At 61.9% G+C, this 22,980-nt stretch carries 21 protein-coding genes; 8 read left to right on the plus strand and 13 right to left on the minus strand.

The window, feature by feature from the left end; all coding sequences use genetic code 11:
• Nucleotides 1–804 precede the first annotated feature (804 nt).
• Both FJY68_00175 and FJY68_00180 read right to left on the minus strand, forming a co-directional pair.
• A complete protein-coding gene (locus tag FJY68_00175; GenBank protein MBM3330249.1) occupies nucleotides 805–1,563 on the minus strand; it encodes a hypothetical protein in 759 nt (252 codons plus the stop codon).
• Nucleotides 1,564–1,738: 175 nt separating this feature from the next.
• A complete protein-coding gene (locus FJY68_00180; GenBank protein MBM3330250.1) occupies nucleotides 1,739–3,823 on the minus strand; it encodes a hypothetical protein in 2,085 nt (694 codons plus the stop codon).
• Between the two features lie 716 nt (nucleotides 3,824–4,539).
• Between FJY68_00180 and FJY68_00185 the strand changes: the two genes are divergently transcribed.
• The 7 genes from FJY68_00185 (at nucleotide 4,540) to FJY68_00215 (ending at nucleotide 11,655) form a co-directional block, all read left to right on the plus strand.
• The gene (locus FJY68_00185; protein MBM3330251.1) at nucleotides 4,540–5,079 is read left to right on the plus strand and encodes a hypothetical protein; all 540 of its coding nucleotides are present in this window, start codon (nucleotides 4,540–4,542) and stop codon (nucleotides 5,077–5,079) included.
• Nucleotides 5,072–5,458, plus strand: coding sequence for a hypothetical protein (locus FJY68_00190; GenBank protein ID MBM3330252.1), 387 nt, complete (start codon nucleotides 5,072–5,074; stop codon nucleotides 5,456–5,458). The genes FJY68_00185 and FJY68_00190 overlap by 8 nt, the downstream gene beginning before the upstream one ends.
• 12 nt (nucleotides 5,459–5,470) lie before the next feature.
• Nucleotides 5,471–5,899 carry a hypothetical protein gene (locus FJY68_00195; GenBank protein MBM3330253.1) on the plus strand — a complete coding sequence of 143 codons (429 nt, stop codon included), beginning with the start codon at nucleotides 5,471–5,473 and terminating at the stop codon, nucleotides 5,897–5,899.
• A gap of 87 nt (nucleotides 5,900–5,986) precedes the next feature.
• On the plus strand, nucleotides 5,987–6,670 hold the full coding sequence (locus tag FJY68_00200) for a sigma-70 family RNA polymerase sigma factor (GenBank protein ID MBM3330254.1): 684 nt from the start codon (nucleotides 5,987–5,989) through the stop codon (nucleotides 6,668–6,670).
• Nucleotides 6,667–7,038: a hypothetical protein gene (locus FJY68_00205; protein ID MBM3330255.1), complete on the plus strand. Its 372-nt coding sequence runs from the start codon at nucleotides 6,667–6,669 to the stop codon at nucleotides 7,036–7,038. The genes FJY68_00200 and FJY68_00205 overlap by 4 nt, the downstream gene beginning before the upstream one ends.
• A 126-nt stretch (nucleotides 7,039–7,164) precedes the next feature.
• Nucleotides 7,165–8,448 carry a hypothetical protein gene (locus tag FJY68_00210; protein MBM3330256.1) on the plus strand — a complete coding sequence of 428 codons (1,284 nt, stop codon included), beginning with the start codon at nucleotides 7,165–7,167 and terminating at the stop codon, nucleotides 8,446–8,448.
• Between the two features lie 483 nt (nucleotides 8,449–8,931).
• Nucleotides 8,932–11,655 (plus strand): T9SS type A sorting domain-containing protein, encoded by a 2,724-nt coding sequence (locus FJY68_00215; GenBank protein ID MBM3330257.1) that lies wholly within the window; start codon nucleotides 8,932–8,934, stop codon nucleotides 11,653–11,655.
• Between the two features lie 79 nt (nucleotides 11,656–11,734).
• Here FJY68_00215 and FJY68_00220 read toward each other — a convergent pair whose 3' ends face one another.
• Genes FJY68_00220 through buk form a run of 3 tightly spaced genes read right to left on the minus strand, consistent with a single transcriptional unit; the run spans nucleotide 11,735 to nucleotide 15,373 of the window.
• Nucleotides 11,735–12,316, minus strand: coding sequence for an indolepyruvate oxidoreductase subunit beta (locus tag FJY68_00220; GenBank protein ID MBM3330258.1), 582 nt, complete (start codon nucleotides 12,314–12,316; stop codon nucleotides 11,735–11,737).
• Nucleotides 12,313–14,085 carry an indolepyruvate ferredoxin oxidoreductase subunit alpha gene (gene iorA / locus FJY68_00225; protein MBM3330259.1) on the minus strand — a complete coding sequence of 591 codons (1,773 nt, stop codon included), beginning with the start codon at nucleotides 14,083–14,085 and terminating at the stop codon, nucleotides 12,313–12,315. The genes FJY68_00220 and iorA overlap by 4 nt, the downstream gene beginning before the upstream one ends.
• A complete protein-coding gene (gene buk / locus FJY68_00230) occupies nucleotides 14,057–15,373 on the minus strand; it encodes a butyrate kinase (GenBank protein MBM3330260.1) in 1,317 nt (438 codons plus the stop codon). The genes iorA and buk overlap by 29 nt, the downstream gene beginning before the upstream one ends.
• A 200-nt stretch (nucleotides 15,374–15,573) precedes the next feature.
• On the opposite strand from buk, the gene FJY68_00235 reads away from it, so the two are divergent.
• Entirely contained in the window at nucleotides 15,574–16,902 is a 1,329-nt protein-coding gene (locus tag FJY68_00235; GenBank protein MBM3330261.1) for a hypothetical protein, read from the plus strand.
• Between the two features lie 115 nt (nucleotides 16,903–17,017).
• Here FJY68_00235 and FJY68_00240 read toward each other — a convergent pair whose 3' ends face one another.
• From FJY68_00240 to FJY68_00275, 8 genes are all read right to left on the minus strand, one after another.
• Complete coding sequence (locus tag FJY68_00240) at nucleotides 17,018–17,809, minus strand: class I SAM-dependent methyltransferase (GenBank protein MBM3330262.1); 792 nt, start codon at nucleotides 17,807–17,809, stop codon at nucleotides 17,018–17,020.
• Between the two features lie 101 nt (nucleotides 17,810–17,910).
• The gene (locus FJY68_00245) at nucleotides 17,911–18,999 is read right to left on the minus strand and encodes a hypothetical protein (protein ID MBM3330263.1); all 1,089 of its coding nucleotides are present in this window, start codon (nucleotides 18,997–18,999) and stop codon (nucleotides 17,911–17,913) included.
• Between the two features lie 18 nt (nucleotides 19,000–19,017).
• Complete coding sequence (locus FJY68_00250; protein MBM3330264.1) at nucleotides 19,018–19,455, minus strand: HIT domain-containing protein; 438 nt, start codon at nucleotides 19,453–19,455, stop codon at nucleotides 19,018–19,020.
• 166 nt (nucleotides 19,456–19,621) lie between these two features.
• On the minus strand, nucleotides 19,622–19,984 hold the full coding sequence (locus FJY68_00255) for a GxxExxY protein (protein MBM3330265.1): 363 nt from the start codon (nucleotides 19,982–19,984) through the stop codon (nucleotides 19,622–19,624).
• A 126-nt stretch (nucleotides 19,985–20,110) separates the two neighbouring features.
• Nucleotides 20,111–20,662, minus strand: coding sequence for a hypothetical protein (locus FJY68_00260; GenBank protein ID MBM3330266.1), 552 nt, complete (start codon nucleotides 20,660–20,662; stop codon nucleotides 20,111–20,113).
• A gap of 111 nt (nucleotides 20,663–20,773) precedes the next feature.
• Nucleotides 20,774–21,238, minus strand: coding sequence for a Zn-ribbon domain-containing OB-fold protein (locus FJY68_00265; GenBank protein ID MBM3330267.1), 465 nt, complete (start codon nucleotides 21,236–21,238; stop codon nucleotides 20,774–20,776).
• Nucleotides 21,239–21,247: 9 nt separating this feature from the next.
• The gene (locus FJY68_00270) at nucleotides 21,248–21,811 is read right to left on the minus strand and encodes a Zn-ribbon domain-containing OB-fold protein (protein ID MBM3330268.1); all 564 of its coding nucleotides are present in this window, start codon (nucleotides 21,809–21,811) and stop codon (nucleotides 21,248–21,250) included.
• 8 nt (nucleotides 21,812–21,819) lie between these two features.
• Nucleotides 21,820–22,980, minus strand: a complete 1,161-nt coding sequence (locus FJY68_00275) for a thiolase domain-containing protein (GenBank protein ID MBM3330269.1) — start codon at nucleotides 22,978–22,980, stop codon at nucleotides 21,820–21,822.

Below are 22,980 nucleotides of genomic sequence, written 5' to 3' on the forward strand. Positions count from 1 at the left end.
GGGCTGGGGACGAGGGATTGGGGGCTGGGGATTAGGGACGGCGGTCTGAGGCAGACGATGTCAGAAGCCAGATTGAAGAAGTCAGAAGCACAGGGGATAGGATCGAGTGGCCGGAAGCCGTCAGCCGGCTCGGACCTGCGCCTGGGCTAGCTTGATGCTTGCGGCTTGAAGCTGTAAGCCGGACAACTGCTCACTGCTACCTTCCTAACTGCTAACTCGCTGCCTGCGGCAGCGCGATGTCCCGAAGCTTCCCGAAATGGGGTGCGTGGCCGTGGTTCACTGTTGCCGAATAGGTGACTGTCCCTCATTTCTCCTCATTTCTCCCATTGTGGAGTGAGAGACTAGCACCGCCAGGCTCTTACTTCTGTTTCGCTGGCTTCGGCGTGGGAGTAGGTGCTGGTTTCGGCTTGGGCTTCGGGGACTGCTGTCTAGTCTTCACGGTGTTCCTTGACTCCGGAAGTGGTAGTTGAGGCAGTCATCTGCCTCGGCTTCTTCTTCTTGGACTGGCGAGAAGGGATGTGAGACGGGAGAGACGCGAGACGACACATTTCCGCGCGGAATCCCAGAAGCATGGAGTCGCCGCAGATATCTGAAGGCACCCTCGGGCCCAGCACTTGTCTGAGTATCACACGGACGGCATTTGCCTCAGCCGGCATGCCGGCTCTTATCAGAGCGCGATGTGCTTGCTCCAGTCGGACGCGCGCCAATTTGACGCTGGCGACCCTGCCCGAAGGTGCGGGACGCCTCTTCACCTTTGCCTGCTTGGTCACTCCGCCGGTCGGTGTCCTCTTGCGGGCACGATGACTAGGGTTGCGTGGCATTTGTGCTCCTTTCCAATCGGTCAACTAAGCGGTGAAGTCGTGAGGCCGTCCACCCGACTTCGTTGGCTTCGCCTTCGCTCTTCCCGAACAGGCTCCTTCGACCTGCCTTGACATGAGTGTAGATCAGCACGGTGTCGACGTTGTCCGCTAGCAGAACATCGAACTGCCTGTCGTCCGATTCATTGGGTTCTAGCCTCATGTAGCGCAGTCCTGGTGCGGCGAGCTCCTTCTCGTAGAGCAAGGGCCAGTCGATCTCGCTCTCTTGGTCAGCAACCAGATCCGCGTTGGGCGCTTGGCCGAGTTCCGCGGCGGGCCAGGGCAGAACCTGCTGCACCCACACTAACATACGGCTGGGCGCGAGGGTAACGTTGCCCTTGTTCTCCAACTGGACTCCGACCCGTAGTAGGCGCATGTGGTCGGTCAGACGGACATGGGACACCTTCAGGGATACATTCGCCTGTGGGTAGTTCGCTCTCTTTCGTACAAAGAGGAAGTACGTCCAGATGCCGCCTACCGACAGGGCCAGTATCGTAGAGATGTCGACTATCGGCTTAGTGATGTCCGCGAACGCCTTAGCAACTTCAACGAGCGACGCGCCCGGCGGCTCCGTCGAATGGGGTACGCACAGCGGTGGCAGAGGCACCAGCGAGTGACGCCATGCCCAGTAGTTCAGGCCAAGCATCGCGGCCGGTAGCAGTAGGATCCACCAGTTCCGCCTGATGTAGGCTAGCATCTTGCGCATGGCCCTTCTAGTGCGTCACTTGCCGCCTCGTATGGATGGCTCGCGGCTCAGTTTCATCCTAAGTAGATCGAGCGGCCCTCCTGGCTGGAGGATGGGCTCTGCCAAGCCAAGCACGTAGCTCGCGAACCTCGTGCAGGAGCATAGAAGTGGGCCGTTCTTCACCATCGCGGCCACGTTATGGCATGCTGTCCAGGAACGTCTTGCCTTGTGTCTTCCATTCCTCGGTCAGCCTCGCTGACCTCTGGTTCAGGGCGCGGAGTTCTTGCTTCATGTGTTGTATGGTCTCCTCACGGTGCAGGTATCTGATCTTGCGTTCCGCCATCAGATATGCGTCCCGGTACTTGCCAAGGAAGTTGTACATGGCCGTTCGGATGAACTCATATATAGCGTACAGTAGGTTGTCTGGCGAGCGGTGCTTTCCGTCCTGCACCTCCTTGGCGTAGCCGCCGAAGTCGGGTGACTCCGCTAGCCGAGCATAGCAGGGACTCTTAAGAAGTCTCTGGGCGAGGTTACCATCGATAGGGCCAAACTTCCACACGTACACCGTTGCGTAGAGCCCGACCAAGACTTCCTTCATGTTGGCGAGCATCTGATTCACCAGGAACTCGTCATCAGACTTCAGCTTTTCATCCACCTTGTCGGGGTCAAACCCTCCGCCTTCTGATGGCAGGCCTAGCCCGAGTCGTTCGATCGCCAGCTCCCGGTTCAGGCGATTAGACAACGTATATCTCTTGACGAACTGGCTGGTTAGGTAGCTCAACAGGTACATAGCTGCCGTAGGAGTTGCGACCTGGTAGTCGTCTTCCTTGTACTTGTATTGCATCGCCGGGTCAGCGATATCCTTCCAAGTTGCCGCGAGTGGCACTCTCTTGAAGATCCGGTCGTAGTGAGGTTCTCCATCTTCAAACAGCTTGGCTCTCTCGGATGCCAGGGACGAGAAGCCCGAGAATCCGTACCAAGCCCTGGCCACTTCTTCATTATCCGCTATGCGCTTGCGGTTACCAGCGTCTTCGAACACCTTCTTCCTGAAGCTCTGCGGCGGAAAGTGCCAGAGGCTGTCGCTTTCCCCGTCCTTTCTTTGATAGAACCACGCAGGGCTAAGGGCCTTGAACTGCGCCGTGATGGACTTCTGAACGCCTTCGTTCGACTTCAGGTTCCGCGCTGTCATCGGATTCTGGTTGTTCGTGCTTACGACCAAGTCGCCTATGAAGCTCTGGTCATCTGTCTTGATAAGCCGTACTTGCGTGCAACAGTGCTTGCGGAATCCCTCTTGTTCCTCAGGGGACATGCTCCGGTGAGCTCGGTATATCGATAGTACGGTCTGGCAGCCATTTATTACTTGAGGTTTCGAAACCGTCACCACACGCCCCTTCTGAGATGATTCTGACACCTTGAATGAGCTGCAGGTTATCGTAACGCCGTTGTTGAGGTGGTGAAAGTTGCGCTGCGACTTGGCGTGCTTGAGGCTGTCGATGATCTTCTGATTTACTGGAGACTGCCTCAGTTCGTGCCGAACGTTGAGGTCGAACAGGGCGAATCGGTTTCTTTCGAAGGCATCCAGCAGGTCAACTGAAGGCGCTAGCAGGTAGGCCCAATCGCTCCGCGAGAGAATCTCTCCTTCGGAGTAGTGGAGCGTCACCTCCTGAGGGAGAATTGCCTCAGAGAACGGTGCCGTGAGCTCGGCGGTGATTCTGTCCCAGAGACGCAACTCTATGCTGACACGATCGTTGGACCTGTAGGCCTTCAGAAGTCGTTCATACACATCCAGACCATCCCTGTTGAGGTTGCTGAACAGGCTGAGCACGAACCGCACATGCGTACGCTCCGGCTCTAAGGCCATGTCTTGGTGGAACTTCGAACGGAGCTCGCGGACCGCCGCGTTTCCCGAGTTTGGCTCCGAGTCACTCAGCATGTACTCGATGGTCTCCCTTAGCTCTAGGACCGCCTGAGAATCTAGCAGCATGGGAGACGGGTTCCTCTTCAGTGTCGCGACTCCCGGCATCTTACACTGGTAGACCGCATAGTCGGTATCACGTTTCACGTAGAAATCAACGCCCTTGTCGCCTTTGGCGTCCGTGAACGTGAAGTACAGCGGGTCGGTCGTCTCGAATAGGTCGGCCACGAGGAAGTCGAATGCGTGATGCTCATTGGATACGTCGTCAGCGTACGTATCCATGCAATCGCTCAGTCTAGACTCCAGCAGCTGCACGGCTTCCGCGTAGCTAGCTGCCTTCAGCGCGGCATTCGCGAGTTGTCTCATGGAACCTCCTTTCGGGTATCTGTTGCTTCTCACTCAACCCAATTACGTCAAGGTCGCTGGTTTGTATTCCGTCGTGGGGATGGAAGCGGACATGGCTCTCATGCCAGGGGCAGAAACGGGGACGCATTACTTATCTCACTTCCGTCAATGCTGGGGTGAATCCGACATCCATCGTTCCTGAGGATAGTCATTACAGACCCGCAGTCAAGCCGAGAGCCACAGCCGTTGTCCGGTTCTGCAGGCGGCAGGAACCGAGGTCCTGTCAAATGTTGTGGAAATAGCTGGGCGGTGTCTTGCGGTCTCGGACAGGGCCAGATGCCCTCCCAGATACCGGGAGAGATGCCCTCCCAGATGCCCTCCCAGATACCGAGGGAGATGCCCTCCCAGATGCCGGGGGAGATGCGGGCAGAGTTCCCCTCCGAGATGCTAGGGGAGATTCCCACCGGGATACGGGGAGAGTACCCTGCCCAGTGCCTGAGTCCGATTCCCGGAGAGATGCCCTCCCAGATGCCGGGAGGGATGCCGGGACAGATGCCCAGCCAGATGCACGGAGATATGCCCCCGGATATGCAGGGAGAGTCTCCGGGGGAGTATCCCCCCCAGCGACCCCTGGACGTGGAATGCGTGACTTACGCGATGTCGCTTTGACCAAAACCGACGGAAACCCGCAATTCCTTAGTGACGGCAATCTACTGAGCCGTGCAAAGGAGTGAACCGTGAACCAGATCGAACTGAATCAGCGGGCGCGTGACCTGCTGGACCGGGTGCGGCACAAGCGTAAGGTGTTGTCGCTCTTCGACATGCCTTCCGACCTGGCCGAAGCGGCGGTGTGGGAGATCGGCCGGACCATACTAGACCACCAGGGCCTTCGGCTCGTGGAGCAGAACGCCTATCGTTGGTATCTGCGGGAGTTGTCCCGGCTGCTCCGTACCAGGACCGGCTGGGACCTGGCACTTGAGCTCGAGATCTGTCTGCGGAAGTGGGCCGGGTACAAGCTGGATTCGGAGCTGCTGCAGGCGCTGCTGAGCGAATGCTACGAGCACATTGCGGTGATGACGCCGGAGGCGATAGAGGAAAGCCCGCACTGTCAGACAGGGGCAGCGGCCAAGTCCGAAGCGCGAATGACGATTGAAGCTCGAAACCCGAACGTACCGCCACGAAAGCACGAAGGACACGAGACTCGAAGCCCGAATGCTCCGAACAGCGGACGAAGCGCGAGGGACGAGGTGGCAGCGGTGGGAGGAGGCGATGAGTAGCAGGATGAGGGGGCGGCAGCCGCACCGGCATTCGGGGGAGATGCTGCGCGAGGTGGTGAGCGCCGTCGTGCCGGAGGAGGAGCAGGAGCGGTATCTGGTGTTTGCTCGCGAGCTGTACGCGACGCTGCGGCATGCCCGAACGTCGGAAAGTGCAGAGTCCAGAATCCAGAGACCAGAGCCCAGAGTGAGGACCGGAGACCATCCGCAGGTTACACAGATTAGACAGATCGTGCCGTTCCCGGACTTCACGCGAAGAACCAAGCGGGTGGTGTTGAAGTGGTTTCGGAGGGGGCTGCGCGGGAACCTGATGTGGCGGATTGGGGTCGGGTTGCTCGGGAGGCGCTTTCACGACTCCGCCACCGGCAAGGTAGCGGACTAGAGGAGGGATAAGATGAGCCGTTTGGATCGGATGGTGGGCAACTATGAAGTGATGCTGCGGCTGGGGTCCGCAGGCCGTCTGACTGAGCGTGTTATCCAGACCAGAGTGGCGCGGTTCAGCATCTCTGCGGCGCGCGACGAGAGCATGCTGAACCAGACCCGCGCGGTGCTCTGTCTGCACGGGGTGCATACGATCATCTTTCCGGCCTACCATGCCTTCAGTCGGGAGCTGGGCAAGCTGACGCGCGAGGAGACGTCGCTGGAGAGGCAGCAGCGGGAGATGATGTGGAGGGTGGATAAGTGGGTGATGCGGGGGCTGAGCCGCGAGGTGCTCTTGGACATCGCGACCAACGTCTTCAATCTCCCGCCACTGCTCGAGTCCCGGAACCAGGAAGCGGCGGCAAGACCCATTGACAGAGGGCGCATGGCAAGCGATACTTAGGCACGGGGGCCGGTCAACTGAACCGGGCATCGCCGGGTGGGCAGGTGCGGGCTCCCGGATCGGGAAAGGAAGACGAAGGAGGGCCATATGGCCGCTGACGCGAAGACGCGCGACCGTTCCGCCGGCAACCGGCGGGACGCCGACCTCGCCCTGAGAGCAAGGGCATGGGATATCGCCGCGCAAGTGGAGCTCTATCACCGTTATCACAACATCTTCAGGAACTGGGTCCGGCGCTGGCTCCGGTTCGACGCCTGGGAGAAGGAGTGCGTCGACTTCATGCTGGCGACGCTCTTCGAGGAACTGCCCAAGTACCGTCCCGAGGGTTCGGCGTTCTGCTCCTGGGCGCACATGGTCTGCCGTTCGGCGCTGATCAAGCACATCCATGATCTGAGCCTGGACCGGGCGGACTTCCCCTACGACGAGATCGTCGCGGACATGCTGCCGGCGCTGACCGAGCCGATGGACGACTACGTCGTGGGCCGCATCCAGGAGGAGGTGGCGAACCTGGAGGCAGAGCAGCGGGCGGCGGTCACCGGGCACTACTATGAGGACCGGACCGACGATGAGATCGCCGCCGGGCAGGGGATGCCGCGCCGGCGGGTCTGCTATCGCCGCCACCAGGGCGAACAGAACCTGCGGCGTCGACTCAATGACGTGGCTTTCACGTGGATTCGACCACAAACCGCCTTTTTCCGCAATTCCTTTGTAATGACGGATGCAAGAGAGAAGATTGCGGCCCTGCTGGGCGGAGAGGAAGGTGATTGTTCATGAATGACCCCGCAAGAAGGATCGAGAACTGGGATGCGGCGTACGACACCACGACCATCAAGACGAGGCTCGACAAGAAGCGGCCGAAGATGCTCGAGCACGTCAGTTCGGTGCAGCCGATGCTGACCGCGATGGAGCTGCAGGTCAAGCAGGTCTGCGATGGTGCCGGGGTATCTACCATCCAGTTGCCGTTCTACCTCTGCTTCGGCCGGGAGATGTGGGCGCTGACGCGCAAGGACATCTCCGGCGAAACGATGTCGAAGGAAGCGGCGGTGCTGGTGGCGAAGTGGAAGGCGCGCGGCCTGACCGAGGCCGTGCTGCAGGCCATCCGTACCGACGTCTTCAACGTGGTAGCGCCGGTTGCTCCGTGACGGCTCGGTCTGCGATGCGGGCGGGGTTCCGTTGCCGGACCTCGCCCGCGCTCGGCGGAGGCCGGAACTCGACTTGGCATTGACAAGACACGGTAGCGGCCGATAATTGACCACTCGGGAGGTACTATGAAGTGTGCTATCGTGCTGCTTGCGTTGGGCTGCCTTGTGACAGCCGTCGATGCCCAGTGGCTGGAGACGACGATCCAATTGGACTCCGGTGCCACTCCTTTGTCGCTCTGCTACAACTCGCAGAACGACAAGGTGTACAGCGCGAACAAGAATGCCAACAGCGTCACTGTGATTGACGCAGCGACCAATGAAGTCATCACCACGATCGGAGTCGGGGAGCACCCGTACAGCATCTGCTACAACGCGCTGCTCAATAAGGTGTACTGCAGTGGCAGCACGGGCAGCTTCATCGCGGTCATCGATGGTTCGACTGACTCGGTTGTCGCCAGGATCGACGACGCCGGCGGGCTGTATGTCGTGTACTATGACCCGCTGAACAACAAGGTCTATGGTGGCCGCGATGCTCCGAACGTCACCGTCGTGGATTGCGCAGGTGACTCCGTGCTTGCCACCGTCCCAGCCTGGGGGTCGCCCCTGGCCTTCTGTCACAACTCGCAGAACAACAAGGTCTACTACGCGTCACAATTCGGCGATCACGTCGGTGTCGTCGACGGCGCGACCGACTCGCTCCTGGCCGAGATCGCCCTGGAACCGGGGAGCAATCCTCAGGCTTTGTGCTACAACCCGACGAACAACAAGGTCTACTGCTCGGCCTCTAGCGGACACGCGGTCACGGTGATTGATGGCGACTCCGACTCGATTGTCGGCGAAGTGAACGTAGAACACACGTACGAGCTCTGCTACAGCCAGTCGGGGAACAAGGTCTACGTGACCCAGATCTACGGCGGTGTCAGCGTGATAGACTGCGCGACGGATTCGGTCGTGGCCGCGGTTCCTTCTCATCATGGTCCTGAGGCCATCCTCTTCAACGCGAAGAGCAACAAGGTTTTCTGTGCCGGACTCACGGAGGTCGCGGTGATAGACGCTGCCGCAGACACTCTATTGCGGACCATCGAGGTCGGCCGCTATCCAGCCGACCTGTGCTACAGCCCGGCGCACAACCGCGTCTACGTAGCGAGTTCATACAACTCAACGATTTCGGTTCTGCGCGACTCGGTGTCGGGTGTCGAGGAAATTACGGGTAGCGAGTGGCGAATGGTGAACGGCGGAGCGACGGTTCTGTCCGGAGCGTCAGGCGTCGGGCGTCTGGCATCCAGCGTGGTCTTCGACGCGATGGGGCGGAGGGTGGCGAACCCGAGGTCCGGCGTCTTCTTCGTGCGTCAGGCGTCTGGCGTTGAGCGTGATGCGCCAAGCGTCACCAAGGTCGTCATCCAGCGCTAGTCACCTGAGCTAACAATCAGCTGGCGGGGCTTGGTTGTCGAGCCTCGCTCGCTTTCGCCCCAAGCCCCGCACCTTAGGGGCTATCGCCCTGCCGCGGAAGACAGGGGACAGTCCCTGGGAGTCGCAAAGGGCCCTGCGAAGTTACAGTCCCCGTTTTCCGCACGTGCACCCGTCACCCCGTTGGGGCGAAAGCCGTCCTGCGGACTCGCTGCTGAACCCCGCCCGCTTTCTGGGAGACAGAGTGAAGTCCCTGACTTGACAGCGGGTGGAGGGGGGCTATACTCCCTGCGGTCTGAAGCACCAAAGGAGGTCCTGAGCCGATAGTCTGAATGTGTTGTGAGACTCACGACACAGTCCGCAAGTCCGAGCCGGTCAGAATCCACTCCCTCCGACAATCACCCGTTCGGTCGTGCGCGGCGCGGCGGCGTCGGGCGAAGCCGTAGTCTCGAGGTTCGGTTCAGCAGTCAGCAAAAGGAGGTCACGATGTTCAGTAGGGCGGCAGCCTGCGTGGCGCTCTTGTGCGCCATGTTCGTTCCTGCCATTGCCGGCAAGGCCAGAGCGCTTCCCGGCAGGCATCAGCAGTTGGTCAATCAACACTCGCAGCTCAGCCGGAGCGCGCGGCCCCTTCCGGTCAGGGCACGGAGATCCGCGTGGCCGCCGGCGAGGCCCAACCTGAAGCAGATAAGCGCTCATTCGGACCGGGCCGGAGTCGACGGACGACTGGGTGATGCGTTCATGGTGGACACCGGAATCGTGCCGACTCCGCTCTCTTGGGGTATGAGCTTCTCGTACGGCGCGGCAACGAATGACTCCGGCTGGCGGGTCTTCTGGTCGGACGACAACGCCCAGGCGGTCTACACCAGCGGTGTCGGGTCGGATGGTTCCGCGACCGATGCCATAGGCAACCGCGTCGGCTACGAGTACCAGTCAATGCAGAATAATGGCATCTCCCGGGCGATCGTCGGCACCGGCTCCGGCTTCACCGCGGTCTGGGTCGCGGGCGACAACCGCAGCCTGTGGTCGGCCCGGCTCGACTCGGCCGGGAACGTCATCGATTCGCTGCTCGTGTATGACAGCGACCAGGGCCAGGCACTGCCGGCCGTCGCATTCGATGGCGATTCGACCTGCCTGGTGGTCTGGACCGACAACACCGTAGAACAGAATGCCGACATCTACGCTGCGCGTCTGACAACCGGCGGCCGGCTGCTCGACTCGGTACCAATCCCGGTTGCCGTGAGCCGCACAGATTCCGATATCTTCCCTGCGGCTGCATTCGGCCGCGGCGTCTATCTCGTGGCCTGGATGGCGATGGACACGCTTGGGATTACGGCTACAGTGAAGGCGACAAGAGTGTCGGCGGGCGGCGTGGTACTGGATACAGCCATCTTCTTGCGCCACGATGCCGGCGCGATACAGGCACTCCCAAGCGTCGCGTTCGGGGACACATGCTTCCTCGCGACGTGGGCAGAGGGCATGGAGCAGCCGGATATCTTCGCGGCGCGGGTCTCGGCATCAGGGGACATCATGGACACGGTCGCCATCCAGTTGTGCAGCGACCCGAACATGGACGTGTTTCCGTCCATTGCCTACGACGGGACCAACTACCTGGTGATGTGGGAAGAGGATGAGGAGTCCTGGCCTTCGGGCGCGCTTTGCGGACTGAGGCTCAGCGCTGAAGCAGTGCCGCTCGACTCCACTTTCATCCGGCCGCGGCTCAGGGACTATGTGTGCAACGGCCCGAGCGTGTCAGCGGACCGGGACAATTTCTTCGTGGCCGGCTGCTTCACTGATACCTTCACGTACAACATGGGCGTCATCTGCACGCGCATCAGCCCGCAAGGGGCGGTGCTCGATTCCGGCATCGTCCTGCCGCAGGGCGCGGACTGGCAGCACGGGCCGAGTGGCGCGTCGGACGGGACAGACTTCCTTGCCGTCTGGGCCGAGGACCGAGGCGGGGTGTTCGGTGCGGTCAGCGCCTCGCGGATTGCCGCTGACGGAACCGTGCTGGACCCGGTCGGATTCCCGGTTGACACGACTCTCACCGGCAAGTGGCAGACGGCTGCCGTTTTCGGCGATTCCATCTACCTCGTGGCGTGGTCTGACGTTCGCGATTCTACCGGGGCGGACATCTACTGCGCGAGGGTCGGCACGGACGGAAGCGTGTTCGACCCGGGCGGCATCGCGGTGTGCCGTGAGGCCTTCGACCAGGACTACCCGGACATCAGCTTCGACGGGACGAACTTCCTTGTCGTGTGGCACGACAACCGCACGGACATGCGCGGCAACGTCTTTGCGGCGCGGGTCAGCCAGGCCGGAACCGTGCTCGACCCGAACGGCTTCGCGGTGGCGGCCTCCGACTCGTTTGACGACGCATTGCCGGCCGTCTGCTTCAGCGGCAGCGACTACCTGGTGGTCTGGCAGGGATATCACTACAACGCGTCGGACGACAACATCTATGGTGCGCTGGTCAGTCCGGCCGGATCCATCACCCGGCCGAGGTACCTCGTGGGCGCGACGGTGCACGGCTACCCGCCGCCCGTGTCGGTTGCACGCGCCGACGGGAACTCGCTGGTCGCCTGGGTGCAGGACGACGGCGCGATCTACGCGGCCCGGGTCAAGGCCGACGGTACGGTCCTCGACACGAATGCCCTGCTCGTGGACAAGACGAACGAGTACAACGAGCTTCCCCGTGTCACCGCTGATGCCGAAGGCTTCCGAGTCCTCTGGGGCTATTGGGGCTACATGGACTCAACGTACTTCGCGGTTGCGAGGATTGACACGGCCGGGAACCTGGTCCGCAAGGATGAGTGGTTTGCGGCGCCCGGCTACCAGCTCGGGTTCGATGCGGTGTACGGCGGTGGCCCGGAACTGCTCCTGCTCTTTAGTTGCTGGACTGAAGCCGCGCTCGGCCAACGCTACAGCGCCTACCGGCTGTGGGGCAGACTGGGCGACGTGCCGGGAATTGAGGAAGCCGGCGGTCGGCAGGAGCCACGTGTAGCGTCAGGGGCCAGCATCGTGCGCGGCGTGCTGTACCTGACGGAAGCCGCAAGCCGCAAGCTGTCCGCTGCAAGCCTCGTGAACATCGCCGGGCAGAAGGTGATGGACCTGCAGAACGGGGCGAATGACGTGAGCCGGCTCGCACCCGGCGTCTACTTCGTGCGTGACCCGCAGTCGCAGGCGGCGCGCAGAATCGTGATCCAGCGCTAGCCGTTCCGGCTGTAGATGGCGGGCGGGAACCGGTTGGTTCCCGCCCGCGATTGTCTGCCTGAGCTGCTGCCGGCCCGGTCTAGGGGCAGGCGGAGATGGCTTGGCCGACCGCGAAGGCCTTGAGGTTGAGCTCCCGGGCCGCCGGCTTCACCAACTCGGTCAGGGACTGTTTGATAGACTCGTCCGGGAAGCCGAGGCAGCTTGAGACCGCCCCGAGCATCACCGTATTCTGTACCCGGACGTTGCCCAGTTCGAGAGCGGTCTTGAAGGCCGGCACCATCTGCCGTCGGGGCGCGCGGGCCGCGAGGCGGGCCTCGATCTGGTCGTCAGGCACTCTTTCCGCCGTGCCGATTGAGACCGGGAGCGGGTCGATGCGGTGCGAGTCGTAGAAGAGGCGTCCGGACGGACACAGGAAGTGGACGTAGCGGAGCGCCTCGAGCCTCTCGAAAGCCACCACCGCGTCGGCCGTACCTTCTTCGATGAGCGGCGAATAGACCTTGGGGCCGAAGCGGATGTGGCTGGTCACGCTGCCGCCGCGCTGGGCCAGTCCGTGCACTTCCGACTTCTTGACGTCCAGGCCGTTCCGGAGCGCGAGGTTGGAGATGATGTCGGAGAAGAGCAGCACTCCCTGGCCGCCCACGCCGCAGACAAGGATGTTCATGAGGGACTCCCAGCAGAGGACTTTGGACTTTGGACATTGGACTTGGGACTTGCGGAGATGGCTCCTTCGGGGCAGACGTCGGCGCACATGCCGCAGCCGACGCAGGTGGTCGCGGTGATGTGGGCCTTGCCGTTATCGAATGACAGGGCCGGGCAGCCGAGCCGGATGCAAGTCTTGCAGCCGTCGCACTTCTCCGGGTCCACTTTGAACGGCGGGTTGTGGAGCCGGATGTGCAGGGCGCAGGCGCGGCGGTTGACAATCACCGCCGGTTCTTTCTTGGCGAGCAGTTCGCGCACGACCTTGCGCGTTTCCTTTACTTTGTAGGGGTCGACAACGACCACGGTCTTGACTCCGCAGGCCTTGGCGATCTCCTCGGGTTTGATGATGGTCCCGAAGCTGCCCATCAGGGTCTGTCCGGTGCCGGGGTGGTTCTGGTGTCCGGTCATGCCGGTGGTGCGGTTGTCACTGATGATGGTGATGACGTTCGACTTGTTGTAGACGGTGTTGATGAGACCGGTGACGCCGGAGTGGAAGAAAGTTGAGTCGCCGATGATGGCGACGTGCGGCCGCTGGTCGGTGGCACCGAGCGCTTTGTCGGTCCCGTGGGCGACGGTGATGGACGCGCCCATGTCGACGCAGGTGTCCATGCCCGAGTGCGGCGGCATCACCCCGAGCGTGTAGCAGCCGATGTCGCCGCCGATGAAGGCTTTCTGATTCTGCAGGGCGAAGTAGATGCCGGTGTGCGGGCAGCCGGGGCAGAGCGCCGGGGGCCGGGCGGTCACGCCGGTTTCCGGTTCGGCTTTCTCCGCAGGCAGACCCATGCTCAGGCGCAGCGCCCGTTGGCTCATTTCGTTGGTGCGCGGCAACCGGTCTTTTCCTGTCACCTTGAGCCCGAGCGCCCTGACCTGCAGTTCGATGAAAGGGTCGACTTCCTCGACCACGAGCAGTTCCTTGACTGTGGCGGCGAACCGGCGCACGGTCTCACCGGGGAACGGCCAGACCATACCCAGTTTCAGGAATGAGGCGTCGGGGTAGACCTCACGCGCATAATGGTAGCAGACACCATCGCTTATGATTCCCAGGTCAACGCTGCCCGGTTCGATGCGGTTGAACTCATCCTGCAGGCTGAGAGCGGCGACCCGGTCGATGCGCTTCTCCAGGTCGACGTGCCTGACTTTGGCGAACGCGGGCAGGATAGCGTTCTTGGTCACTTTCTTCTCGTAGGGCTTGAGCGGAACTTCGGTCCGCTCGCCAACCTCGACGATGCCGCTGGAGTGGGCGACGCGGGTGGTGAGGCGGATGAGGACCGGCAGGTCGAACTCCTCGGAGATGGCAAAGGCCCGCATGGTGTAGTCGCGGCACTCCTGGCTGTTCGACGGGCAGAGGACCGGCACCCTGGCCATGAGACCGTAGAAGCGGTTGTCCTGCTCGTTCTGCGAGGAGTGCAGGCCCGGGTCATCGGCCGTCACGATCACGAAGCCGCCGAGCGCGCCGATGTAGGCGGCGGAGAAGAACGGGTCCGCGGCAACGTTCAGGCCGACATGCTTCATCGCTGCCAGAGCCCGCGCCCCGGATATCGAGGCGCCGAGCGCGACTTCGAGCGCCACCTTCTCGTTGGTCGACCACTCGGAGTAGATATCTTTGTAGGTCGAGATGGCTTCGAGGATTTCGGTCGATGGTGTGCCTGGGTAGGCGGCAGCCACGCGGCACCCTGCCTCCCAGGCTCCCCGGGCTACGGCTTCATCCCCGGAGAGCAGTTTCCTTGTCATAGCTTAGTTCCTTTTCTTTGCCGGATAGGACAGCGATAAGGCGGGAGGCCAGCGCCGACATCTCCTCCTCGCCCGGAAACACGAACAGCTTGAGTTTGAGTGGGGCAAGCCACTTCTTGAGGTCGGTGACAAACCGCTCCGAGAGAGTCAGGCCACCGGTCAGGACTATCGCGTCGGGCGTGCCTTCGCAGGCAACGACGTAGGCGCCGATCTCTTTCGCGACCTGGTAGACGAGGGCCCGGTAGACCAGTTCGGCTGACTTGTTGCCGCCGGCAACCGCCTTTTCGACCCGGCGGATGTCGTCGGTCGCGAGATAGGATACCAGCCCGCCCTTGTTGTTGAACAGGCTCAGGATGGCTGCCTCGGTGTACTTGCCGGAGTAGCAGGCGCGGACGATTCCGGACAGGGGAAGTGACCCCGCCCGCTGCGGGGAGAACGGACCGTCGTCGTTCGCGTTGTTGGCGTCGACCTGCTTGCCGCCGACATGAGCGGCCACGGTGATGCCCGTGCCGAGGTGAGCGATCACCAGTCGGCATTTCTGGTACGGTTTCTTCAGTTTCTTCGCCGCCGCCTGCGCCACGGTGCGGCAGCTCAGGGCATGCGATATCGCTACCCGGTGGATGCCTTTGAATCCGGAGACTCGCGCGATATCGCGGAATTCGTCGGTGGACTCCGGGTCTACGAAGTACGCGGGGATACCAAGCTCCCGGGAGAGCTCGAACCCGATGAGCGGGCCGAGGAGAGATGCGTGCAACGTCTGGTACTCCCCGTGGCGGATGTCAGCGGCTACCCGCGGCGTTATCCGGTAAACTCCACCCGGAAGCGGCCGGAGAGGACCGCCGCGCGTGGCGATTGCCTGCAACCTGGTCCGGTCGAACTTGTGCTGGTCGAGAACCGATAGAACGGCGGACTTGCGCATCTCGTACTGGTCAAGCACATGGCCGAACCGGACGAGCTGGTTGGGTGGGTGCTCGACGGTCTCGGAAAGGGCTGTCTTCGGGCCGTCGAAGATCGCCACTTTCGTGGACCCGCCGCCCGGGTTGATGGCCAGAATCAGCATGTCCTTCAGTCTATCGCCGCTGCCTAGGCAAGTCAAACCGCGTGCCCGGCACCAGAGCTCAAACGGAGGCCCCGAAAGCAATAGACGGATTCGAGCTCCACCGCCAAGACAAAAGAGGGCCGGGAAAACGTGGCTGTACCGAATGAGGATAGGGATGCTGTCGCGGCGCTCGTTTGTGCGATGCTCCAGGCGCGGCCCGCGCAGCCGCATCGAGGTGGTGTCCCTCATTCTCCGGCGCTCCGGAGGACTTTTCTCTCTTTTCCCAAACTCGAATTGCGTACCGTTGTGCCGGGATGCAGAGGCCAATGGTGTACATCGCCCGATACGATGCTGTTCGCGGCCGCATGTTCGCGGACGCGGGTTGACAAGCCCCGAATGGGGTCTATTATTGCATCGTTATACTCGCCCCGGCGCGAAAAGGAGGAACTGTGGTTCGCATGCGATTCACGCCCATCATGGCCGCGTTCGTGGCGGCCGCGATTCTCATACCCGCAACCCTGGCGGCTCACACCACCTTTCAACGCACATTTGGCGGTCCTGGCAGAGACTCCGGTTGCTCCGTCCGGCAGACTGCGGACGGCGGTTACGTCATTGCCGGGACCACCGAAAGCTATGGAGCGGGCAGGCAAGACGTCTATCTGGTAAGGACCGACTCCAGCGGCAACGTGCTTTGGAGCTGTACCTACGGCGGCGAGTCGCTCGACTACGGGAATTCCGTGAGCCAGACGAGTGACGGTGGGTTCATCGTTGCCGGCAGCACGGAGTCGTACGGGGCCGGCTACGCTGACATGTATCTCATTCGAACCGATGCCCACGGCGAAACACTTTGGACCAGGACGCTCGGGGGCCCACACGATGATGAGGCGACCTCCGTCCTGCAGACCCCCGACGGCGACTTCACGATCGGAGGTTCCTCCGTTTCCTACTCCGGTTGGAGCGACGCCGACCCGTGTCTCGCTAGTACCGACTCAAGTGGTAGTGTTCACTGGGTGAAGGCCCACGACATATTCAACTGGGACTACGGCTACTCCATGGAGAGGACTAGGGGCGGAAACTACGTCATTGCCGGCGGAGCATACGGCTTTATCGGAGGCCGAGCCTACGTTCTCATGGCGGACGACAAGGGCGACGAAATGTGGACGACCAGCTACGGCCCGGAATACAGCCGAGGCCAAGCCGTGCTGGAGGCGGCCGACGGTGGGATTGCAGTGGTCGGTGGCGACGCATCGGCTGACCGCGGCAGTGTGAGTCTGGTCAAGTTCGGGGCAAACGGCGAGTCGCTCTGGGGAAGGAAGTACGGCGACGGCATGGGGTACGCGGCTATCGAGACCGATGACAGCGGGTTCGTCATTGCCGGCTGCACCGGTGCGGGCACCGACGCCTATCTCGTCAGGACCAATGCCAGTGGCGACCCGAAGTGGATGAGGATATTCGGCGGTCCCGACAACGAAGTCCTGCAGTCCGTCCAGCCGACCGCCGATGGCGGTTACATCATGACCGGGACCACACGCTCCTACGGTGCGGGCGGCAGCGACGTCTATCTCATCAAGACCGACGCTGATGGCAACGTTGGCGTGGCCGATGGGACCCAAAAGCCGCAAGCCACCAGCCGTAGGCTGTCCACCACGGTCGTTCGCAGTCTGCCGGAGGGCTCAACCGTCTTCGACCCCATGGGGCGGAGGGTAGCTAGCCCGAAGGCGGGAATCTACTTCGTTCGACAGTCGTCAGCCGTAACCAAGGTCGTTGTGCCGAGGTAAGGAGCAGTCAGCAGCGAGGAGCCAGCAACAACCGGGCGGGCGAATGCCCGCCTCTGCTATTCGGGGTCGTCTCTACGAGAAATCGGGAACGCCTGACAGGCCGGATGGTCTTGGGCTATGGTTTCGCCGCGATGAGAGCTTTGTGCAAGTGGAGATGCAGCAGGGCAGGATTGAGGCCGGCGCGGCGAAGCAGCCGGAAGTAGGGTTCGAGCGCGAGCGGATGCTCGTGGTCCGGGCTGCGCGGGTCAATGAACTGGTCGGAGAACTGGCCGGAGCGGACGCCGTGAAGGTGCTGGAGCCGACTAAGAACGCTCCGCAGTTGCCGGCCGAACCCGGCCCGGTCTAGCGCGATCCGGTCCAGTATGAGAAGCAGCCCGTCATTGGTAAGATGCCGTCGGCAGAACCTGAAGAGCCGAGCCTTGGCAGCATCGGTCAGTTCATGGACAGAGTCCACAGCGACGATGAACCGAAATGGCGAGCCCGGCACCCCAGTTGCTTGCAGCCGGTCGAGGTCAGACTTGACGAAGCGACACTGCGACCCGTACCCTTGCAGCCGTTCCCGGGCAAAGCCGAGCATCACTTCTGAACGGTCTACACAGACGAACCGCGCGACCGGAAGCCGTTCCAGTATCACGGCTTCAGTCTTTCCTGTCCCGCAGCCGAGGTCGAGGATGCGGGCGCCGCGACGCCAGTTCTCCTTGATGACCTCCGCGAGTACGTCGAGCTGCTCAGCCTTGAGCGGATTCGTCGGCTGGCTGTCCCAGACGCGGACGAATTCCTCGTCGCCCCAGCGGCCAAGCTCGGAGGCAGGATTTCTAGCCGGCAACTCCCAATTCCTATTCGGCCAGGACCCTGAAGCCACGAAAGCACGAAAGACACGAAACGGGGACAGTGATGGATTTCGAATCTGAGTTCATTTCATCCTGCTTCGTGCTTTTCGTGGCCGTCTATTCCGGATGCTCGGTTTGCTTGCCGGTCGTTGACCAGGGACTGGGTATTGGTCATTCGTCATTTCTTACCGAGCATCCACTTCACTGCCTGCTTCAGCTGCTGTTCCGGTACGGTGTGGCCGCCCTTGAACTCTACGAAGGTGACGTCGAAGCCCTTGCGTTTGAGGAAGTCACGGGCGTTCTTGCCGTTCTTGTACTCAACGACCCGGTCTTCCTTGCCATGGGCGATGAATACACTGAGGTTCTTGGCCTCTTCGTACTGCGCCGCAGTGAACCCGAGGGAGTCAAAACCTCCACCGAAGCCGATGATGCCTTGGAAGAAGTCAGAGTAGCCAATGCCGGTCTGGTAGGCCATACCGCAGCCCTGCGAGAATCCCAGAAGCCAGGTGCCGGTTGTCTTGTATTGGCCCGTCAGCCTGACGGCCGCAGTGGCGACGAAGCTGCAGGCCAACGCCTCTGAACTCGGGCCGACCATGCTGTCGTCCTTGCTCCATGTCGACCAGGAGTAGCCGAGGTCACGGCCGGCGCCGAACTGGTATGGAGCCTGCAGGCAGGCGAAGATGAGGTCCGGACTGCCGGCGCGTTCGTAGAGCCGTGCGAACGACTTCGGGTCCGAGCCGAAGCCGTGAAGACCGATGACAAGTGGGTAGGCGCGAGTCGAGTCGTAGCCGGCGGGTAGCCGGACGTAGCACGGGATGAAGCTCGACGCCTCTACGAGTACCTGCGTGCCGGTTCGAGCCTGCGCGCTCTCGGCGTGAGAAGCGAGGCTCTCGACCAGCGTGGCGAATACCGGTCGGGTGCGGACCGAGTCGAAGTCCGGATCCTGTTTCACGTGACCGATGTCATCGAACCCGGCGCGGAACGCGCGCCTCAGGTAGAGTGCGGCCAGCGAGTCCTGCTTCAGCAGTCCATAGCAGCAGGCCAGGTTGTAGATGTCGCTCGACTTGGTGATGTCGTGCTCGAGCGCGGTCAGGTACAGGCGTGCCGCTTCATTGTACCTGGCTGCCTGGTAGGCGGCGTTCGCCGCCCGGCTGACGGAGTCGAGAGGAAAGTCGAGGAAGCTACCGGCGTTGGGGTCAAGCTCATTCAGCGCCGGCTGGGCGTAGCCGACGAGCACGGTCAGGGCGATTGCGGTCAGCAGTCTCATGTTTGCTCTCCTTGCGCCTTAGTCTTGGGTGTTCCTTATCTTCTCAGCGATCTCGTCCAATTCGGCCTCGCTGAACGGCGGCTTCATGCGAACTTGTGCGAAGTGGTGCATGGCCAGAGTCTTGTCGAGCAGGTTCTCTTCACCCTTGATGCTGGGGATGAAGAGCATGTGCAGGTGCGGGACCCGGGTGCCGCGAATGAGCATGGTGACATACTCGCAGTCGAAAGTGTGCTTGAGCTTGCGCGCAATCACGTAGCAGGTCTTGAGGAACGGGCCGGCAATGCCGTCCTCGGGTTCAATGTCCGTGAACCACTCCACATGTTTCTTCGGAATGACGAGGCAGTGACCACGGGAGATGGGGTGGAGGTCGAGGAAGGCGAGCGTGTGCTCGTCCTCGTAGACCTTCCGGGCCGGCGCCCGGCCGGCCACGATTTGGCAGAATATGCACTCAGACATCAGTCACTCCTCTATTGAGATTTGACAGCCACGAAAGCACGAAAGGACACGAAACGGACTGCGGAAGGCTTGAGCCACGAAAGCACGAAAGGACACGAAACGGTCGGAGATCCATGTGATCTCGGAGTGTCTAGGTCGCCAGTGGCTCTTGACAGCCCGTGGGCACTCACAGGACCACTCTCTTGATTCCGAGCTTCGACCTACCGAAGTTCAGCAGCAATCCGGTCTTCAGATGGAAAGCCTTGAGATACGAGATGACCTGCGCCATGTGGCTATCCTGGAAATCCTGGGCAGCCTTGAGTTCGACGACGATAGTGTTGTCGACGACGAGATCAAGGCGATGAAGGCCCACTTCGGTCCCGGCGTAGCTCACGCATATCTCCTTCTCGGAATCGGCCCGCATGCCGTCAACCCGTAGCTGGAACAGCAGGGCATTGTGATAGATGGACTCCAGGAACCCGGGACCCAACTCCTTGTGGACCTTCAGTGCGGAGCTGATTATCCGACTCGACAGTGCATCAAACTCCAATCCTGTTCTTCTCCTCGTTTGGGTCTGTTGTCTCTAGGGCTGCTATCATTCCCGACCCTGTGACGGCTGGCTGTCTCATGACATACGTCCATCCGGTTTCTCTTCGTGTACTTCGTGTCTTCGTGGCTACCAGTCCTTAGGCTTGGTGATAATCTCTCGAACCTTGGTGTCGAAGAACTGGCGCGAGTGGGCGGGACGGATGACGATGGCGGTGTCCGCGCCCGTGCCGGTGCCGGCTATGGCGACGACGTCCTTGCCATGAGGTATCAGCCCTGCGTCGAGCGCCATTACCGCTATCTCGACCGCGACCTTGGTGCCTTCGCCCAGCGTGCGGTAGGTGAACGCTATCGTCTCGGCCGTCCCGAGGCCGCCGACTTTGAGGCGGACGGCACGTTCGACGCCGCCGAACAGGTGCGTCGTCCGCAGGACCGGGATGCCGGCCTCCGCCAGGCGGTTCTCGGTTGTCTCCGACAGCTCGGACTTGCCCGGCTCGCGGAATCCGACGTGGTGCGTCACGCAGGCTGCGTTCAGGCCGTGCGGCAGCATCCGCGCCAGTTCGAGCGCGGTGGTTCCGGAAGTGGAGGCGACGACGAGGTGCTTGATGCCGAGAGCTTCGGCTCGCTCAACTGCAGCCTTGAGCGTGGCCCGGGTCAGTGCTCTGGGATTCAGTTTCTTCATGGGGGTGGTTTTGCTCCTTTCGGTCGGCGGCTTGAATCATAGCCGTCGTGACGCGCACGGTCAAGCAGAAGGGGCGGCTTGCGCCGCCCCTTGGGTTGCTGACTCAGAACTCTACTTGGGCTCGAAGTGGAGGATGTCGGTGATGGCGCCTTCGCGCTTGGCCGTGGGCTTGAGTACCGCGGCTACCTCCATCCCGATACAGCAGGGCTTCTCGGTCAGCCGGTGAACGATGCTTGTGGTTGCACCGTCGAGCCGGATGAGCCCGATGAACTGGGGCTTCTCGAGCGGCTTGCCGTCCAGGCCAACGTGGAGCTCGGTCCAAGACTCGACGATCCCGGTCGGTCCGACTTTGACCCAGTCGTCAAGCTTGGCCATGCACTTCTCGCAGTAGAGCTTGGGCGGCACATAGACCTCATTGCAGGCCGTGCACACCGCGCCCTGGAATTGACCCTTCTCCTTCAGGGTCTTGAAGAACCGGTCGCCGGCAGCGCCGGCAGTGTAGAGGCTCTGGACCGGGAGTTCGCCGGGCCAGGTCTTGGCTTCAGCGGGCAGGGAGAGTCGTTCTTTGAGTGCCATGGTTCCTCCTTACACCGGTTTCCAGTAGAGGATGTCGGTGATGGCGCCTTCGCGCTCTTCAGCCGGCTTCCATACTGCCTTGACCTTCATACCTCGCTTGACCTGCTTGGGGTCCACTTCGCCCAAGAGGTGCATGATGCCCATGCCTTTGGACGCGCCGTCTATCTCGATGACTGCCGGGATGAGCGGTTCGGTGATGCGCTTGACGTCCCAAGTGACGTAGCATAGAGAGAAGGTGTTGATGACGCCGGTGTCCTTGATTTCGGTCCAGCCGTCAATGGGCTTGAAGCACCACTCGCAGAACGCACGGGGCGGAACCATGGTTCGGTTGCACGAACCGCACGTCACCGCGAGTATCTTGCCCCTTTTCAGACCGGCAAGGTACTTGCCGATGGCGACCCCGCGGTCCCACGCGTACTTCGCGTCGTGGGTCCAGCGCGTCGTGCAGACTTTGCCATGCTTGAAGTCGTCGTCGGACAGGCCGGTGGCAATCGGGCCGTATGGAGGAGCGTCGGGAACGGGACGCGGACCATGGACTTTGGACTTCAGACTCTGGACTTTGGACTTTGCCATGCTTCCTCCTAGACTCCGAGCACCACGACCGTGCCCACCTGCATCAGGTCGCCCCAAGCCTGGGCGACGCCACGCTTGGCTTTGCGGGCGATCTGCCGCTTGCCGGCTTCGCCACGCAACTGCCAGAAGAGTTCGGCGATCTTCATCAGCCCGGCGGCCGCAATCGGGTTGCCAACGCCGAGGAGACCTCCCGACGGGCAGACCGGCAGCTCGCCGTCGCGGGCGGTGACGCCGTCAGCAGTCAGCTGTGGCGCCTCGCCGCGACCGCACAGCATCAGGCCTTCCATGTGGTGGAGCTCCTTGTAGTCGAACGGGTCGTAGGGCTCGGCCACGTGGATCTGGTGCCGCGGGTCGGTGACGCCGGCCATCTTGTAGGCCATGCGTGCCGCTTCTTCCACATACCGCGGATAGCAGAGGTCGCGGTTGGTCCAGTATGCCGTGTCGAGCGCCCAGCCGCAGCCCTCGACCCAGACCGGCTTGTCGGTCACGCGGCGGGCCACGCTCTCGTTGGCCAGGATCACCGCAACCGCGCCATCAGAGACCGGGCTCACGTCCAACCGCTGCACCGGCCAGGCCAGGACTTCGGAATTGAGCACGTCCTCGACCGTGACCGGTGCGGCAATCTGCGCGCAGGGGTGGTAGAGCGCGTTGGTCTTGTTCTTCACTGCGACCCTGGCGATGTCCTCTTTGCGGAGCCCGTAGGTGGTCATATAGCGGTTCATCTCCAGCGCGAAGATCCAGAGGAGATTCGGCTTGAGTGGCCGTTCAATGATGTGGTCAAAGATGGTGACGAACGCGGCCTGCGCGTGCGGCTGGAACGTTGACATCTTCTCCTCACAGACCACGAGGCAGGTGTCGAACATCCCGGATGCCACATGGTACCAGCCCTGGGCAACTGAGAAGACGCCGGTCCCGCCGCCGACGAAACCGCGCATGTACGGCTTGCCGAACCCGCCGGCTCCGTCTGACAGGTACTCACCCTTCATGTGGACGCCATCAAACGTGTCGGGCGCCGTACCCATTACCACTGAGTCGATCTGGTTCATGGTCATGCCGCAGGAATCGAGCGCCATTTTGGAGGCGAGCCAGGAAAGCTCCTTACCCGTCTCAAGCGCGCGGCGGACGAACTTGGTCATCCCTACGCCGACTATCGCTACTCTGTTTCCCAT

The sequence above is a fragment of the candidate division WOR-3 bacterium genome (assembly GCA_016867815.1).
Taxonomy (GTDB): domain Bacteria; phylum Hydrothermota; class Tepidihabitantia; order Tepidihabitantales; family Tepidihabitantaceae; genus UBA2258.

Bases quoted from the DNA above. Each gene is read 5' to 3' on its own strand.
- FJY68_00175 (MBM3330249.1), bottom strand. From the start codon at position 1,563: ATGCGCAAGATGCTAGCCTACATCAGGCGGAACTGGTGGATCCTACTG.
- FJY68_00180 (MBM3330250.1), bottom strand. From the start codon at position 3,823: ATGAGACAACTCGCGAATGCCGCGCTGAAGGCAGCTAGCTACGCGGAA.
- FJY68_00190 (MBM3330252.1), top strand. From the start codon at position 5,072: ATGAGTAGCAGGATGAGGGGGCGGCAGCCGCACCGGCATTCGGGGGAG.
- FJY68_00195 (MBM3330253.1), top strand. From the start codon at position 5,471: ATGAGCCGTTTGGATCGGATGGTGGGCAACTATGAAGTGATGCTGCGG.
- FJY68_00200 (MBM3330254.1), top strand. From the start codon at position 5,987: ATGGCCGCTGACGCGAAGACGCGCGACCGTTCCGCCGGCAACCGGCGG.
- FJY68_00205 (MBM3330255.1), top strand. From the start codon at position 6,667: ATGAATGACCCCGCAAGAAGGATCGAGAACTGGGATGCGGCGTACGAC.
- FJY68_00210 (MBM3330256.1), top strand. From the start codon at position 7,165: ATGAAGTGTGCTATCGTGCTGCTTGCGTTGGGCTGCCTTGTGACAGCC.
- FJY68_00215 (MBM3330257.1), top strand. From the start codon at position 8,932: ATGTTCAGTAGGGCGGCAGCCTGCGTGGCGCTCTTGTGCGCCATGTTC.
- FJY68_00220 (MBM3330258.1), bottom strand. From the start codon at position 12,316: ATGAACATCCTTGTCTGCGGCGTGGGCGGCCAGGGAGTGCTGCTCTTC.
- iorA (MBM3330259.1), bottom strand. From the start codon at position 14,085: ATGACAAGGAAACTGCTCTCCGGGGATGAAGCCGTAGCCCGGGGAGCC.
- buk (MBM3330260.1), bottom strand. From the start codon at position 15,373: ATGAGGGACACCACCTCGATGCGGCTGCGCGGGCCGCGCCTGGAGCAT.
- FJY68_00245 (MBM3330263.1), bottom strand. From the start codon at position 18,999: ATGAGACTGCTGACCGCAATCGCCCTGACCGTGCTCGTCGGCTACGCC.
- FJY68_00250 (MBM3330264.1), bottom strand. From the start codon at position 19,455: ATGTCTGAGTGCATATTCTGCCAAATCGTGGCCGGCCGGGCGCCGGCC.
- FJY68_00260 (MBM3330266.1), bottom strand. From the start codon at position 20,662: ATGAAGAAACTGAATCCCAGAGCACTGACCCGGGCCACGCTCAAGGCT.
- FJY68_00265 (MBM3330267.1), bottom strand. From the start codon at position 21,238: ATGGCACTCAAAGAACGACTCTCCCTGCCCGCTGAAGCCAAGACCTGG.
- FJY68_00270 (MBM3330268.1), bottom strand. From the start codon at position 21,811: ATGGCAAAGTCCAAAGTCCAGAGTCTGAAGTCCAAAGTCCATGGTCCG.
- FJY68_00275 (MBM3330269.1), bottom strand. From the start codon at position 22,980: ATGGGAAACAGAGTAGCGATAGTCGGCGTAGGGATGACCAAGTTCGTC.